13 protein-coding genes and 1 tRNA gene are annotated in these 15117 nt (G+C 75.2%); 6 read left to right on the top strand and 8 right to left on the bottom strand.

The genetic code is table 11. The features are described 5' to 3' along the window. Nucleotides 1–65 precede the first annotated feature (65 nt). The 3 genes from BLS70_RS14020 (at nt 66) to BLS70_RS14010 (ending at nt 4639) form a co-directional block, all read left to right on the top strand. Entirely contained in the window at nt 66–2768 is a 2703-nt protein-coding gene (locus tag BLS70_RS14020) for a S8 family serine peptidase (protein ID WP_176946420.1), read from the top strand. Between the two features lie 145 nt (nt 2769–2913). After that, the gene (locus BLS70_RS14015; protein WP_143030417.1) at nt 2914–4167 is read left to right on the top strand and encodes an aminoglycoside phosphotransferase family protein; all 1254 of its coding nucleotides are present in this window, start codon (nt 2914–2916) and stop codon (nt 4165–4167) included. Between the two features lie 91 nt (nt 4168–4258). After that, entirely contained in the window at nt 4259–4639 is a 381-nt protein-coding gene (locus tag BLS70_RS14010; protein WP_091769042.1) for a hypothetical protein, read from the top strand. 80 nt (nt 4640–4719) lie between these two features. Here the strand turns inward: BLS70_RS14010 and BLS70_RS14005 are convergent, their stop codons facing one another. From BLS70_RS14005 to BLS70_RS13990, 4 genes are all read right to left on the bottom strand, one after another. Beyond that, nucleotides 4720–5382: a response regulator transcription factor gene (locus tag BLS70_RS14005; protein ID WP_091769038.1), complete on the bottom strand. Its 663-nt coding sequence runs from the start codon at nt 5380–5382 to the stop codon at nt 4720–4722. Continuing rightward, a complete protein-coding gene (locus BLS70_RS14000) occupies nt 5379–6887 on the bottom strand; it encodes a sensor histidine kinase (protein WP_255362471.1) in 1509 nt (502 codons plus the stop codon). The genes BLS70_RS14005 and BLS70_RS14000 overlap by 4 nt, the downstream gene beginning before the upstream one ends. Then, nucleotides 6823–7149, bottom strand: coding sequence for a hypothetical protein (locus BLS70_RS13995; protein WP_091769035.1), 327 nt, complete (start codon nt 7147–7149; stop codon nt 6823–6825). Before BLS70_RS13995 ends, BLS70_RS14000 begins: the two co-directional genes overlap by 65 nt. Nucleotides 7150–7238: 89 nt before the next feature. Beyond that, nucleotides 7239–7859 (bottom strand): GyrI-like domain-containing protein, encoded by a 621-nt coding sequence (locus BLS70_RS13990; RefSeq protein WP_091769032.1) that lies wholly within the window; start codon nt 7857–7859, stop codon nt 7239–7241. 155 nt (nt 7860–8014) lie between these two features. Between BLS70_RS13990 and BLS70_RS13985 the strand changes: the two genes are divergently transcribed. Further along, nucleotides 8015–8088, top strand: a tRNA-Gly gene (locus BLS70_RS13985). 26 nt (nt 8089–8114) lie between these two features. On the opposite strand, the gene BLS70_RS13980 is transcribed toward BLS70_RS13985, so the two are convergent. Next, entirely contained in the window at nt 8115–10145 is a 2031-nt protein-coding gene (locus BLS70_RS13980) for a putative bifunctional diguanylate cyclase/phosphodiesterase (RefSeq protein ID WP_091769029.1), read from the bottom strand. 185 nt (nt 10146–10330) lie between these two features. On the opposite strand from BLS70_RS13980, the gene BLS70_RS13975 reads away from it, so the two are divergent. Both BLS70_RS13975 and BLS70_RS13970 read left to right on the top strand, forming a co-directional pair. Then, nucleotides 10331–10843, top strand: coding sequence for a universal stress protein (locus BLS70_RS13975; protein WP_091769026.1), 513 nt, complete (start codon nt 10331–10333; stop codon nt 10841–10843). A 93-nt stretch (nt 10844–10936) separates the two neighbouring features. After that, nucleotides 10937–12571 (top strand): GAF domain-containing sensor histidine kinase, encoded by a 1635-nt coding sequence (locus BLS70_RS13970; RefSeq protein ID WP_091769023.1) that lies wholly within the window; start codon nt 10937–10939, stop codon nt 12569–12571. Nucleotides 12572–12574: 3 nt separating this feature from the next. On the opposite strand, the gene BLS70_RS13965 is transcribed toward BLS70_RS13970, so the two are convergent. The 3 genes from BLS70_RS13965 to BLS70_RS13955 all read right to left on the bottom strand — a co-directional run bounded on the left by BLS70_RS13965 (nt 12575) and on the right by BLS70_RS13955 (nt 15112). After that, complete coding sequence (locus tag BLS70_RS13965; RefSeq protein WP_091769020.1) at nt 12575–13231, bottom strand: response regulator transcription factor; 657 nt, start codon at nt 13229–13231, stop codon at nt 12575–12577. A gap of 77 nt (nt 13232–13308) precedes the next feature. Next, entirely contained in the window at nt 13309–14337 is a 1029-nt protein-coding gene (locus BLS70_RS13960; RefSeq protein ID WP_091769017.1) for a type III polyketide synthase, read from the bottom strand. Between the two features lie 73 nt (nt 14338–14410). Beyond that, nucleotides 14411–15112, bottom strand: a complete 702-nt coding sequence (locus BLS70_RS13955) for a methyltransferase domain-containing protein (RefSeq protein WP_091769014.1) — start codon at nt 15110–15112, stop codon at nt 14411–14413. Nucleotides 15113–15117 lie beyond the last annotated feature (5 nt).

Here is a 15117-nt window from a genome sequence, read left to right as displayed (position 1 = left end):
GCTCCCCACGGGGCGCCGGCTCTTCCCGGACGGGCCGGGTGGCGGGCGTGCGGAGGGCTCGACGGATGAAGAGCAAGCGCGTCCAGGCGGTGATCCTGGCGACCGCCCTGGCGGCCGGGTACGGCGGAGCGGCGGCCTACACGGCCCTCGCGGCGCCGTCCCTGCCCGTCGTCACCGACTTCGGCCCGGGCGACGGGCTGACCCGCTACGTCGTCGCCGCGGCCGAGGGCGGCCCGGTCGACGACGTGCTGGCCGGCCTCGCCGCCGTCGACGGCGTGGTGAGTGCGCAGCCGCTCAGCGACGGGCGCGCGCTCGTCGCGACCGACGCACTCACGCCCCGGGACCTCGCCGGCGTGGCCGGCGTCGGCACCGTCGAGCCGTCCACGTCGGTGCCCCTGTTCGGCTCGGTGACCGACCCCCTGGGCCGCAGCCACGGATGGCACCTCGAGAACACCGGCTCCAACGCGCCCACCCAGAGCCCTGTCGTCGCGGACGCCGACACCGATGCCCCCGACGCCTGGGACGTCACCCGGGGCGGCGGCATCGTGGTCGCGGTCGTCGACTCGGGCTTCGACTCCGACCACCCGGACCTCGCCGGCTCGCTGTGGGTGAACCCCGCGGAGCCGTGCGGCACGGCCGACACCGACGGCAACGGCAAGCGCGGCGACTGCCACGGCTGGAACTGGTACACGAACAGCGCGGACATCGACAACGGCAGCATGGGCAGCCACGGCGCGATGGTGTCCGGCACCGTCGGCGCCCGGGCGGACAACGGCATCGGCCTGGCCGGCGTGGCACCCGAGGTCACGATCATGCCGCTGGTGATCGGCGGCGGCAGCACCGTCGACGTCTATGCGGGAGCCGAGGCGATCCGCTACGCCGTCGACCACGGGGCCGACGTCATCAACGCGTCGTGGGGCGGATCCATGGGCGGCAGCGCCCTGACCGCGCTGCGGTCGGCCGTCGCCTACGCGGCCGCGCACGATGTGCTGGTCGTGGCCGCAGCCGCCAACGACAGCGGCGACCGCGACACGAACCCGGTCTACCCGGCGAGCCTGACCGACTGGAACCTCATCAGCGTCGGGGCCTCCACCGCGGCCGACACCGTGAGCAGCTTCTCCGGCTACGGCGCCACCGCGGTCGACCTGTTCGCCCCGGGCTCGCAGACCGTCGTCACCACCAACACCGGTGGCTACTCGCTGGCGAACGGCACGTCCTTCTCCTCCCCGATCGTCGCCGGCGCCGTCGCCCTGTACCGCGCCGCGATGCCGCAGGCCTCCGCCGCCGAGATCAAGCAGACGCTGCTCGACGACGTCGACCCGAAGCCCGCGTTCGCCGGCCGGTCCGTGACGGGGGGACGGCTGTCCCTCGCCCGGCTGACGGGCACCCCTGCCGAGTCGGTCCGGTACGCGTTCACCTCCATGACGGCACCCGCGGGCACCGTCTCCCCCCGCATCGGCGTCAGCGGTTCGGCCGCGGGCGGCGACTACTCGGTCGCCCTGGGCCTGGGCATGGAGTTCGAGGGCGACATCTGGGCCCTCGCCGACAAGCCCGTCACGCTCGGCGGCACGACCGTCGCCACGGACGACACGGGCAGCGCCGTCTTCGACCTGGGCCGGGTCCCGGACCTGGCCGGCCTCGGCCTGTCTCCGACCATGCCCCTGGGCGACGGCCGGTACGTGCTGACGGTCCAGCTGCTCCGCGACGGCACCCCCGTCGGCCGGGCGTCGGCCGCTCCGCTGCTCGTGCGGACGTCCCTCCCCGGATCTGGTGGCGGGAGCACCCCCGGGACGACCCCGGGCACGACGCCGGGTGGCGGCACCGCACCGGGCACCACACCGGGGGCGCCGGGTGGGACCACTCCGCCGCGCACGCCGGTCCCGGGCACGCCGGTTCCCGGCACGCCCGCGCCCGCTCCTGCTCCTGGGACCCCGGTGCCGGGTGCCCCGGTTCCCAGCGCCCCGACCCCCGGGACGCCCACCCCGGGCACTCCGAACCCCGGCGGCACGCCGCCCGGTGGCTCCACCCCGGGCGCCCCTGCTCCGGGCCCGACGACGCCTGCGCCGGGCACACCGGCCCCGGCCGTGCCAGCTCCGGCCACACCGGCACCGGGCACCACGCCGGCCAACCCGGGCACCGGGACGAATCCTGGTGGCCCGACCCCGGCCACTCCCCCCGCCCCGGTGCAGCCTCCCTCCGGTGGGACGTCGCCGGGCACCCCGGTGCCGGACACGACCACCTACCCCTCGATCGGCGCGTTCGGGATCACCTCGTTGAGCCCGAACACCGTGTCGGTGGCCGGCGGCACGCTGGTGACCGTCACCGGGACCTCGCTGCCGGCGCGGCCGCAGGTCCTCATCGGCGGGACGGCCCGGGCGACCGTGGTCTCCGAGTCGGCGACGCGGGTGCAGTTCCGGGTGCCGGCCCGCGTGGCGGGGACCTACGACGTCGCCGTGTTCGCTCCCGACGGCCGCTCGACGGTGCTGCCCGCGGCGCTCACCTACCGCGCGGACGCACCCCCGGCCGGCGGCACTCCGGCGCCGGGCACCACGCCCGGTGGCGGCACCACGCCCGGCGGCACGCCGCCCGGTTCCGGCACGACCCCGCCCCCGACCGGGACGCCGAGCACCCCGGGCTCCCCGGGGACCGGGCCGGTCGAGCGCACCGGCCCCGCTGGTGAACGGCTGGTCCGCTCGGCGACCTTCTCGGCGCTGCGCGGCATCTGGTCGGTGGACTGCTCCGCCTCCTGCACCGGCGTCGCGATCTGACCGCGCGTCGCCGCCCGACCGGCGCCCCTGACCCCGGCGCCGCCCGACCACCGCGCCCCGTCCGACTTCCCCATGCGGACGGGGCGCGGTGTCGTGCTCATCCCCGTCTCATCCGGCTGCCATGTGCGCCCCCCAACGTGGCCGGGTGACCCCGACAGCCCCTGCACCACCGGTGTCCCCGGCACTGCGCCGGACCTGGCCGCCCGCCCTCCGCCTGCTGCTCGGCGAGGAGGCGGGCGAGCTCTGGGACGCCGCACTGGCCCCGGTCCGCGGGCAGGTGACGCAGCTGCGCGCCACGGGCACCACGGTGCAGCCCAGCGGTGCGGCGACCGTGCAGTACGCCGCCGAGGTCGCCTGGGCCGACGGACGGCGCACCCGCGAATCCCTTGCCGCCACCACCGGCGCCCGGATCCCCACCGGCGCGACCGTGCTGGAGGGCGTGATCGACGGGGAGTGCGTCACGGTCGGCGTCTGGCGCTGGCCGCTGGACCCGGCGCTGCCCGGGCTGGCCTGGGCGAGCCGCGCGACCGCCGCCGGCACCCGGCTCGCGGAACTGGGCCTCACCGAAGGCCCGCTCCGGATGCGGCTGCGCGCCTACCGGCCCGGGCGCCGTGCGGTGGTGGAGGCGTCGACGGGCGCGGCGTCGCTGTTCCTCAAGGTGGTCCGCCCCGTCGCCGCCCCCCGGCTGGTCGAGCGGCACGCAGTCCTCGACGGGGCGGTGCCCGTGCCCCCTGTGCTCGGCTGCACAGACGACGGCGTGATCGTGCTGCCGGGGCTTCCCGGGACGCCGATGCGCGAGCTCCTCGCCAGGGACGGCGCGGGCCTGCCCGACGCCGAAGGCATCGACGGCCTCCTGGACGCGCTCCCCGCGACCGCGGCGCGGGTGACTCCCGTGGGCCGGAGCCGCCCGGGCGACGCGCAGGCACGGATCGGTGACCACGCGACGGTGCTCGGTCTGGTGCTGCCCGCGCAGCGGGCTCGACTGGACCGCCTGGTCGGCGCCCTCCGCGCCGCCGATCCGGGCGAGCACCCCGAGGTGCCGGTGCACGGGGACTTCTACGAGTCGCAACTGCTGGTCGAGGACGGCGCGGTGGTGGGGCTGCTCGACGTCGACACCGTCGGCCGGGGGCGCCGGATCGACGACTGGTCGACGCTCCTCGGGCACCTGGCGCTGCTGGAGACGATCCTGCCCGCGCCCGCTCTCGCCGTCCGCTACCGGGCGGAGCTGGAGGAGGCGGCCCTGCGCCGATGGCCGGCTGCCCAGCTGCGCCCCCGGGTGGCCGCCGTGCTGCTCGGCCTGGCCACCGGCCCGTTCCGCGTGCTGGAGGCCGACTGGGCAGCGCGATCCGAGGCGCGGATCGCGCTGGCGGAGCGCTGGGCGGGCCCCGCACGGGGATGAGAGAGCCCTCATCGGTCTCTCCCCGACCCCTCACCTCCGGTGGAGAACCTGGAGTCGTCCGAGCGAGACCCCCCAGCACGAGGAGCACGACATGACCCACCGCCCCGCCACCTGGAAGATCGTCACCTTCGGCGCAGCGCTGACCGGCCTGGGCGCCACCGGCATCGGCGTCGCGGCTGCCGACGACGACCGCGACCGGCCACTCCCCGCCGGCGTCTCGGTCGCCGCCGTCGACGCCCCGGCCGACGCCCCGGTCGAAGCGCCGGTCGACGCGCCGGTGGACGCCTCGCCCGAGAGCGCCGACTCCCCGAACGAGAGCGCCATCGACAGCACCGACGACGCCTCGCCCGACACGGCCACCCCCGACGACGCCACCCCGGACGACGCCACCCCGGACGACGCCACCCCGGACGACGTCCAGACCGCCCAGACCGCCCAGTCGGCCCAGTCCGCGGCCTCCCCCGACAACTGATCCCGGCCGCACCGCCGCGACCGCCGGTCCGCGCGCCCCGCCCCGGGGAAGCGTGCGGGCCGGCGGTCCCGTCGTACCGGTCAGTCCTCGACGAGGCGGTAGCCCATCCCGCGCACCGTCTCGATCCGGTCGGCGCCGATCTTCCGGCGCAGGTACCGCACGTAGACGTCGACCACGTTGGAACCCGGGTCGAAGTCATAGCCCCACACGTGGCTGAGCAGTTGCTCCCGCGCCAGCACCTGGCCCGGGTGCCGCAGGAACGTCTCGGCCAGCGCGAACTCCCGCGCGGACAGGTCGACCGTCGCGTCCCCGACCCGCGCCCGGCGGGTACGGAGGTCCAGGGACAGCTCGCCGCAGGTGAGCACGGTGAGCTCGACCGTGCGGTCGGTCGCCAGCCGCAGCCGCACCCGGGCGAGCAGCTCCTCGAACCGGAAGGGCTTGGGCATGTAGTCGTCCGCGCCGCCCTCCAGCCCCGCCACGGTGTCCTGCACGCTGTCCCGCGCGGTCAGGATGATCACCGGGATGGGGTTCCGCTCGGCGCGCAGCCGGCGCAGCACCTCGAAGCCGTCCATGACCGGCAGTCCGATGTCCAGGACCAGCAGGTCGAACTCCCCGCTGGCCGCCTGCGTGCGGGCGGCGCCCCCGTCGGCCGCCACGGAGGTCGAGAACCCGTTGGCCCGCAGCCCCTTCTCGATGAAGGAGGCGATGCGGGGCTCGTCCTCGGCGATCAGCACGCGGCTCATGGGTCCTCCTGCGGACGGTGGGCGTCGGCCGGCAGGACGACGGTGAACGTGGCGCCGGACCCCGGCCGGCCGTCGAGCAGGACGCGCCCTCCGTGGGCCGCTGCGATGGCCTGGACGATCGACAGCCCGAGCCCCGCACCGTCGGACCGGCGGGCACCGGCGGCGCCTCGGGCGAACCGCTCGAACACCCGCGCGCGGTCCTCCTCGGCGATCCCCGGTCCGGAGTCGGACACCCAGAAGCGCAGCTCGCCGCCGGACACCTGGCTGCCGAGCGCGATCCGGTCACCGGGCGCGGTGTACCTGGCGGCGTTGTCCGCCAGCGCCACCAGCGCCTGGGTCACCCGCTGCGGATCGAGCGGCACGTCGGCGTCCGCGGCGGTCTCCAGCACCCACTCGCGCTCGGCAAGACGGCGCACCTTGCCGAACACGTCGGCGGTCAGGGCGGCGACGTCCACCGGCTGCGGTCGCACGAAGGCGGGCTGCTCGGCCCGCGCGAGCAGCAGGAGGTCCGACACGAGCCGGTTCATCCGGTCCAGCTCGTCGTCGACCAGCGCCACGGTCTCGCGGACGTCGGCCGGATCGGCGGGGTCCAGCACGTCCAGGTGCCCGCGCACGATGGTGATCGGCGTGCGCAGCTCGTGCCCCGCGTCGTCCAGGAAGCGCCGCTGCGCCGCGACGCCGCGCTCCACCCGGTCCAGCATGGCGTTGACCGTCACGGCCAGCTCGGTGAGTTCGTCTCCCGGCCGGCCGTCCACCGGGATGCGGCCGGAGAGGTCGGTCTCGGTGATGCCGTGGGCGGTGGCCGCGACGTCCCGGACCGGCTGCAGCACCCGGCCCGCCACCACCCAGGCGCCGGCAGCGGCGAGGAGCATCGTGCCCGCGCCCACGGCCAGCATGAGCTGGGCGGACTCGTCGGCGGACTCCCGTTCCTGGTCGGCGAAGTAGGCCACGACGGCGACCCCCCGCGACGGATCGCTCGCCAGTGTCACCGGGACGGCCAGGTAGCGGACCTCGCCGGCCGCGCTGTCGTAGCTGCCCATCGCGGTGTCCGTCACCGAGCCGGCCAGCGCCGTGAAGGCGGGGTCCTCGCTGAGCAGGATCGGCGCCTCGATCCGGCTCTGGAAGCGGTACCGCCCGTCGACGTAGCCGAGGAACTTCTCGTTGGGTCGGGCCAGGTTGTAGGTGATCAGGGTCTGCAGGACGTCGTCGACGGTGGCGAAGGGACGACCGGTGTCCGGGTCGACGTCGGCCGATGCGATCTGGGTGAACTCCTCGACCTCGGCCCGCAGCGCGGTGTCCATGCGCTCGTCGATGGTCCGGATCAGCAATCGCCAGGTGACGAAGGTGACCAGCGCCAGGGCGAGCAGCACCAGGAGGAGGACCCAGCCGATGATGCGGGTGCGCGCCGCCCGCGGCGCCCACCGTCCCAGGGTGTGGCGGTCAGCCGCCATCGTCGTCATCCGGGCCGTCGTCATCCGGGCCGTCGTCGTCCGGGCCGTCGTCATCCGGGCCGTCGTCGTCCGGGCCGTCGTCGTCAGGCACCGGTGGTGGGGGGACCACGTCACCCGGCACCGGGACGGGGTCCGGCGGCGTCCCGGTCGGCGGCGGGGTCGGTGAGACCGTGCCCGACGGCCGGCCGGGCACGGTGATCGGCGCCGGCACCGTGCCGCCGGCCGGGTCGACCGGCCGCATCAGCAACCATCCCCCGAGCAGCACGGCGAGCAGCACGACCGCCGAGGCCGCGAGCAGGGCCGGGCGGATGCGCACGGGCCCAGCCTGCACCGGACCGGTGACCTGCGCGTGAGAGCTGGATGAGAGAGCTCTCATCCAACGGGTGCAACAGGGCGGGGCCGAGGTCAGGCAGCCGGGGCCACGGGCTGGCGGAGGACGGTCCGGCGACTGGCGGGCTCGATCCGCCGCGGGTCGGAGAGGTAGATCTCGTGGTGCCGCCCGGTCGGCACGAGCCCGTTCTCCGGGAGGTACTCGTCGTGCAGGCGGGCGAGCGTCGGGCCCTCGTCGTCGTAGGGACCCACGTGCAGGACCTGCACGCTCCGGTCCTCGGCGTAGCGCTCGAAGCGCAGCAGGTCGAGCGCCGCGGGCGCCCCCTTCTTCCTCCGGGCCGCTGTCAGCGCCTCGTCCACCATCTCCGGGGTCAGCCAGTCGGGCTGGGCGATCATCATCGTCCAGTTCCACGCGCTCTTGTCCCGGGTGCGGAAGACGGCCAGGTCGGCAGCGGTCCACAGCCCTTCCAGCGGGGCCACGACATGGACCCGCCCCAGCGCCGCCTTCGCCACGGCCCGTGCCGCGTAGGCGGCGGTGTACAGCGCCTCGACGGCGGCACGGTAGGCCGGCGCGGTGTTGGGATCGCCGTGCCCGTCGACCATCAGGAACGCCATCTCCGGCACGTCGACGACCGCGAACTCGCGTCCTGGCGCGTACAGGTCCCTGCGCTCGCGCTTGAGGTCGTACGCCTGCATCGTCGGGCCTCCTCCGGGGCGGACAGGCGGAGTGGGCGCCTCGAGGGCCGCTCCCGCCGGTCGACGCAGCGGGCGCTTCGTGTAATCTCACCGCGATCGCTCGCTCGGCCGCCGGCCGTGGGTCTGCTCGGGAAGTGCGCAGGTCAGAGCGGTACGCGGGTGTAGTTCAATGGTAGAACATCAGCTTCCCAAGCTGACAGTGCGAGTTCGATTCTCGTCACCCGCTCCACGCATCGATCCCTCGGGCGCAGGTGATCAGCGGTCCGAGGGCACCTGGCCCTGGTGGATCGTGCCCATCCGGGACAGCACCTCGCTCATCGGGCCGGCCGCCATCGGCCGGCCGTAGTGGTAGCCCTGGGCCACGTCGCACCCGAGCGCCCGCAGCGCGACGACGTGCTCGCCCCCTTCGACGCCCTCCGCCACGACCGTCAGGCCCAGGTTGTGCCCCAGGTCGATCGCGGTGCGCACCAGGACCAGGTCCTGCGAGGTGGTGGTCATGCCCAGGACGAACGAGCGGTCGATCTTCAGCTCGTCGACCGGCAGCCGGCGGAGGTAGGCCATCGAGCTGTACCCGGTGCCGAAGTCGTCGATGGAGAGGTGCACGCCCAGGTCGTGCAGCCGCTGCAGGACGTCCATGCAGCGGGCCGCGTCGCCCATGACCGCGCTCTCGGTGACCTCGAGCCGCAGCAGGGCGGCCGGCACCCCGTGCTCGGCGAGCAGCCGCTGCACCCGGTCGGGCAGGCCGGCGTCGAGCAGGCAGCGCGTGGAGAGGTTGACCGCTACCGGGACAGCGGTGCCGGCGTCCACCCAGCACCGCTGCTGGGCGAGGGCCAGGTCCAGCACCCGCTCGGTCAGCCGCAGGATGATGCCGGTCCCCTCGGCCACCGGGATGAACTCGCCCGGGGGGATGAGCCCCTGGGTGGGGTGCTGCCAGCGCAGCAGGGCCTCCATGCCCTCGATCCGCTCGCCGTCCAGGGCGACCTTGGGCTGGTAGTGCAGGAACAGCTCGCCGTCGTTGTCGAGGGCGCGCCGGAGGTCACCCAGGACGGACAGCCGCACCGGGGTGGTGGCATGCACCTCGGGCTGGAAGACGACCGCGCCGGCCTTCAGCTCCTTGGCGGCGTACATCGCGATGTCGGCGTTGCGGCGCAGCTCCTCGCTGTCTGCGCCGTGCCAGGGGGACAGCACGATGCCGATGCTGGCCTCCACGTCGAGGATGACGCCGTCGACGTCGAAGGGCTGGTGGAGGGCCTGGCGCAGCCGCTCGGCCACGGCCTCGGCCTCCGTGACGCCGTCCACCGACGGGAGCAGGACGGCGAACTCGTCACCGCCCAGGCGCCCGACGGTGTCCATGTCCCGGAGCACCGAGCGGAGCCGCGGACCGACCTGGCCCAGCAGCTTGTCGCCGTAGGAGTGCCCGAGGCTGTCGTTGATCTCCTTGAAGCGGTCGAGATCGATGAGCAGCAGGGCCACCTCGCTCTCCGAGCGGGCGGCCGCGGCGAGCGCCTGCGTGAGGCGGTCCCGCAGGAGGACCCAGTTGGGCAGCCCGGTGAGCGCGTCGTGCGTGGACCGGTGACGGTCGCGGTCGGCGGAGGCACCCAGCGCCTCCGCCTGCCGGCGCATCCGCGTCGAAGCCGACGCGATCAGCCGGAAGACGACCAGGTAGAAGACGGCGAGGCTGACGCCGAGCGTGACGGTCATGGTGCGGACGTCGTCACGGACCGCGGCCGCCACCGGCGCGTAGGGCAGGTAGAGCTCGATGGCGCCGTCCGGCGCGGCGACGCCGTCGTACTGGAGCGGGACGTAGACCTCCAGCAGCTGGTGCGCGCCGTCCTCGCTGTCCGCGCCGTCGTCGGCGGAGTGCGCGAAGCCGGACACGACGTACCCGGCGAGCGCGGAGCGGAGCTCCCCCGAGGTCGAGATCTCGCCGACGAGCTCGGGGTGCTCGGAGTGGTAGAGGATCGTCCGGTCCGCGCCGAACACCTTGAGCTCGACAGGGTCGAAGGCGGCCAGCGCCGTGCCGCGTTCCCCGAACTGCGCGGAGGCGTCGTCGACGGCCTGCTCGACGTCGGCCAGTCGCGCGGCGTCGAAACCGGCAGCGAGGTCGGCGCGGCTGAACTGCGGCTGGAGCCCGAGGCGCACCGCCATGAGGGCGGCGTCCTCGGCCTGCTGACGTGCGCGGTCCTCGATGACGGTGGTCAGCGTCGAGGAGAGCACGACACCGACCGCGATCGTGAGCAGCAGGCTCAGCACGGCGAACCGGGTGAGCAGGCTGGTCGCGCGCAACCGGCGGAGTGGCTCCATACCCTTCGCATCGGGGGATCCGGCCGCCTTCTTGAGTTGCCCAGATCACACTCCCCCTCCGGGCGAGGCAGCCGGGCCGGGCCGGGGCGCCGCGAGAGCGGTCGGACGCCGCCGGTGAGGCCCTTGGGCCCTGTGGAAAGACCGCCCAGCGGACCAGGATCGTCTGCATGAGCCGGCCAGCTCCCTACGCCCACGCGGAGCCGACTCCCCACGCGCGCCCGCAGGAGGATCTCCGGGCCGACGACGGCGAAGGCGCCCGGGGGGCGCCACCGACGTCGCGTCGCCGGGCGCCCTGGGTGCTCGTCGAGGTGGACGGGTCCGCGGAGGCACATCGCGCTCTCGTCTGGGCCCTGCGCGAGGCCGCCCGGCGCGAGGCCACGGTGGTGGCCGTCAGCGTCCTCCACGCACCGGAGGATGACCCGCTGAAAGGCACCGCCCGGATGCCGCGGCGCACCCAGCAGGCGTCCCGCGACCACCTCGAGGCGCTGGTCCTCCGCGCCGTCGCCGAGACCGGCATCACCGGGCGGACCCGCACCGCCATCCTCGAGCGCCCCGTCTTCGAGGCCCTGGACGCGGCGATGCACGGCGCCGACCTGGTGATGGTGGGCACCGGGGGCAAGCGCCTGCTCCGCCCCGCTCTGCCCCGCCAGCCCCTCCGCCGCGTCGCACGTGGCGCGTGAGCGGCGGTCCGGGACGCCGCGGCAACCCCTTCCCGCCGTCGGCGGGCCCCCCTACCGTCGGGCCGTGACCCCGCCCGACGGGGTGGAGGTCCGATGACCGGCGACACCCCGCGCAGCACACCGGAGCTCGCTGCCGCCGTCCTCGCCGCCGCGAACGGCGGCCATCTCGAGGCGACCCTGCACGAGGTGGTCCGCGCGGCGGTGCAGCACGTGGAGGCGAGCTACGGCGCGCTGGGCGTGCTCAGCTCCGACGGCCGCCGGCTGGACCGGTTCGTCATCCATGGCATGGACGAGGACACCCGACGGCGGATCGGCACGCCGCCCACGGGGGAGGGCCTGCTCGGGCTGCTGGTGGCCCAGCCGGTCACCCTCCGGCTGGCGGACCTCGCCGACCACCCCGCCTTCGGCGGCTTCCCGGAGGGGCATCCGGTCATGCGGTCCTTCCTCGGCGTCCCGGTGTGCGTGGGTGACGCCGTGTTCGGCAACCTCTACCTGACCGAGAAGCAGGGCGGCGGCCCGTTCACCGACGCCGACGTCGAGGCGACGCAGGCGCTGGCCGCCGTGGCCGGGCTGGCCATCGAGAACGCCCGGCTGCTCGAGCGGGCCGAGCGGCGGCGGGCCTGGGCGCAGGCCGGCATGGACATCTCGACCACGCTGCTCGCCGGCGCCGACCCCGACGAGGTGCTCCGCGCGGCCGCGGGTCGGGTGGCCCAGCTCTCCGAGGCGCAGGCGGGCGGGGTCCTGATGCCGGTCCCGGGAGACGAGGCGGCGCTGCGCGTCATGGCGGCCGTCGGGCCGAACGGCGCCGACGCAGAGGGCGTCCTCGTGCCGATGGACGACGAGGTCCTGCGCGAGGCGCAGCGGTCGGGAAGACCGAGACTGGTGACCGACGTCGAGTTCCAGCGGCTGGCCACCTGCGCCCCCGCGCTCGCTGCGCTGTTCTCCCACGAGTACGGCCCGGCCGTGCTGATCCCGCTGGGCGGGCCCCCGGCTCTGGGCACGCTGGTGGTGATGCGGCGGCGCGACCTGCAGCCCTTCGAGCCGGAGCTGCTCCACCTGGCCGCGGCGTTCGCCGCCCAGGCGACGGTGGCGCTGGAGCTCGTGCGCAGTCAGCAGCGGGAACGCCGGCTGCAGGTCCAGGCCGACCGCGACCGCATCGCCCGCGACCTGCACGACCACGTCGTCCAGCGGATCTTCGCCACCGCCCTGGCGCTGGACCGGATCGGCCGCTCCGTGGAGGCCGAGTCCCCGGAGCTGGCCGAGCGCCTGGCCGAGCGGGTGGACGAGCTCGACGGCACGATCTCCCGCATCCGGACGTCGATCTTCGAGCTGCAGCACCAGGACGCCTCGCCCGAGGGCGTGCGCCACCGGCTGGCCGAGGTGGTGCGCTCGGTGGTGGACGGGCACGGCCTGCGCCCGGACCTCCGGGTGCACGGGGAGGTCGAGGAACTGCCCGCCGAGCTCGTGCCCGACGTCGTCGCCACGGTGCGCGAGCTGGTGACCAACGTGGTCCGGCACGCCCGCGCCGAGCGGGTCACCGCCATCGTCACCGTCACCGACGTGGTCCGCGTGCAGGTGGCCGACGACGGCTGCGGGCTGCCGTCGATCACCGTGCGCAGCGGGCTGGCCAACCTGGCCGACCGGGCCGAACGGCGCGGTGGGCGGCTCAGCGCCTCCGGTGGCCCGTCGGGCACCGAGGTCGAGTGGTGGGTGCCGCTCGTCCGCTGAGCGTCACCCGCCGGCGGTCTCGCGGAGCTGCGTGGCGAGGATGGCCGCCTGCGTCCGCCGCTCCAGCCCCAGCTTGGCCAGCAGGTGGCTCGTGTAGTTCTTCACCGTCTTCTCGGCCAGCCCCATGCGCTCGCCGATCTGCCGGTTCGTCAGCCCCTCGCCGATCAGGCGCAGCACGATCCGCTCCTGGTCGGTCAACAGCTCCAGTCGGTCGCCGCCGGCGGGAGCGGGCGGACGGGGACGGGGCGGCGGACTGGGCAGTTCCTCCAGCAGCGTGCCCCCGGAGGCGACGGTGTGGACGGCGGACACCAGGGCGGGGCCGCGTACCTGCTTGAGCAGGAAGCCCGTCGCCCCGGCACGGATCGCCGCCTCGCGCGCCTCCGGCTCGGAGTAGCTGGTCAGCACCAGGCAGGGCAGGCCGGGGAGGCGCCGGCGCAGCGACCGGCAGAGGTCCGCCCCGCTCCCGTCGGGCAGCCGCATGTCGAGGACGACGACGTCGGGCCGCACCGCCGGCACCCGGGCCAGCGCCTCGGCCACCGAGCCCGCCTCGCCGGCCACCATCAGACCGGGATCGTCCTCGAGCACCTCCGCCACGCCGCGGCGGACCACCTCGTGGTCGTCCACGAGGAACACCCGCACCGCCGGCCCGACGTGATCCACGACACACACGCTATCCCGTGACCCCCTCCAGGGCACCGCCTCCGAGCGCGCGAGAGGTCGTGAGGAGGGCTACTTCGTCAAGCGGGGAGCAGCAGCGCCGCGTAGAGCGTCAGACCGGGACCGAACGCCATCGCGACCACCGGGCCGTCGACGTCGGCCATCTCCTGCAGGACCAGCAGCACCGTGGCCGACGAGCAGTTGCCGTGCTCGGAGAGCACCCGGCGGGAGGCCGCCACCTGCTCCTCGGCCAGCCCGAGCTCGTCCCGGACGACGTCGATGATCTTCGGCCCGCCGGGGTGCACGGCCCAGCCGGCCACGTCCTCGACGCGCAGCCCGGCACCGGCCAGCAGCTCGTCGACGACCTCGCCCACGTGCTTGGACAGCACGCCCGGCACCCGCGGTGACAGGCCCATGCGGAACCCGAGGTCGGTGACGTCCCACGTCATGAGGTCAGCGGTGGAGGCGTCGGTGCGGGCGACCACGCCGGCCAGCCGGCGGCCACGGCCCGCCCCGGGCTCCAGGACGACGGCGGCCGCGGCGTCGGAGAACAACGCGTGGGCCACGACCTGCTCGAGGTCCCGCTGGGCCGGCTGCACGTGCAGGCTGGTCAGCTCGCAGCACAGCAGCACCGCGGGCCGGGAGCGGGCGGCGACGAAGTCGCCCACGGCGGCCAGGCCCGGGATGGCGGCGTAGCAGCCCATGTGGCCGATCAGCAGCCGCTGCAGGCCCGGCGGCATGCCCAGGTCGCTGGCCAGCCGGATGTCCAGGCCCGGGGTGGCGTACCCGGTGCAGGTGGCGACGGCGAACAGACCGACGTCGCCGGGCGCCAAACCCGCGGAATCCAGCGCGCCGGCCACGGCCTGCTTGCCCAGCGGCAGGGCCTCCTGGACGTAGCGCGCCATGCGGGCGCCGGTGCCCCAGTTGCTGAGGTCCTCGTCCAGGGGGTTGGCCACGGCGTGCCGTCGGCGGACCCCGGCGCCGAGGAAGATCCGCTTGGCGGCGCGGACGTCGGCGTAGTGGGCGGCGAAGAACCCGTCCCAGGCCGCTTCCTGGTCCAGGGCGGCCGGCAGGGCGGAACCGGCCCCGGTGACGACCGCCGCGGTCACGGGCGCCGCTCCACGGCACGCACGCTCGAAGTCATGCTCCCGACGGTACGTGCGCAATCGGGCCGGTGCCCGGTCACCGTTTCCGCCCGTAACCGGCGAAGAGGGCGGCGGTGGACCGGACCGGCTTCATGCGCACCCCGGGGCGCCGGCCGGCACGCCAGCGGACCGCGTCGCGCAGCGACGGCCGCAGCCCCACGAGCTCCAGGTCGAGGTCCAGCCGGTCGGCTGCCGCCAGGAGTCGCGCGCGGTCGACGAACAGCGCCGGGTCGTGGATGCCCCGCGGCGGTCCCCCGGGCAGCCGCTCGGCGAGGGTCACGGTGAGCAGGCGGCCGATGCGGGTGGCGGCCAGCGCGTCGATGACCAGCGTGCCGCCGGGGCGCAGCAGGCGGGCGCACTCGGCGAGGACCGCGACGTCGTCCTCGACGTGCTCGAGGATCTCCCCCGCCACGACGACGTCGGCGCAGCCGTCGGGCAACGGCACGGCCAGCACCGAGCCCACCACCGGCAGCACGCCGTGCGTCGCCGCCACGCGCAGGCTCGCCTCCCCCACGTCGACGCCCACGTGCCGGTAGCCGAGGCGGGCCACGTGCGGCGCCATCAGCCCGCCACCGCAGGCCAGGTCGACCAGCACTTCCCCCGGGGCAGCCGGGGGGATGTGCTCGGCGCGGGAGGCCGCGATCCAGTGCAGCGCGGCAAAGCCGCCGGTGGTCTCCCACCACTGGTCGACCAGGTCGTCGTACTGCCCCGGGTCGTTGGCCGGGCGGGGCTGCGGCACGGGGT

It is taken from the genome of Blastococcus aurantiacus (assembly GCF_900102425.1).
In the GTDB taxonomy this organism is placed as follows: domain Bacteria; phylum Actinomycetota; class Actinomycetes; order Mycobacteriales; family Geodermatophilaceae; genus Blastococcus; species Blastococcus aurantiacus.
The sequence above is the reverse complement of the archived record's forward strand: the minus strand, read 5'-3'. Positions and strand labels throughout refer to the sequence as shown.

Coding starts and splice junctions, on each gene's coding strand:
- BLS70_RS13990 (WP_091769032.1), bottom strand. CDS start 7,859: ATGCAGGCGTACGACCTCAAGCGCGAGCGCAGGGACCTGTACGCGCCA.
- BLS70_RS14005 (WP_091769038.1), bottom strand. CDS start 5,382: ATGAGCCGCGTGCTGATCGCCGAGGACGAGCCCCGCATCGCCTCCTTC.
- BLS70_RS13975 (WP_091769026.1), top strand. CDS start 10,331: ATGAGCCGGCCAGCTCCCTACGCCCACGCGGAGCCGACTCCCCACGCG.
- BLS70_RS14000 (WP_255362471.1), bottom strand. CDS start 6,887: ATGACGACGGCCCGGACGACGACGGCCCGGATGACGACGGCCCGGATG.
- BLS70_RS14020 (WP_176946420.1), top strand. CDS start 66: ATGAAGAGCAAGCGCGTCCAGGCGGTGATCCTGGCGACCGCCCTGGCG.
- BLS70_RS14010 (WP_091769042.1), top strand. CDS start 4,259: ATGACCCACCGCCCCGCCACCTGGAAGATCGTCACCTTCGGCGCAGCG.
- BLS70_RS13970 (WP_091769023.1), top strand. CDS start 10,937: ATGACCGGCGACACCCCGCGCAGCACACCGGAGCTCGCTGCCGCCGTC.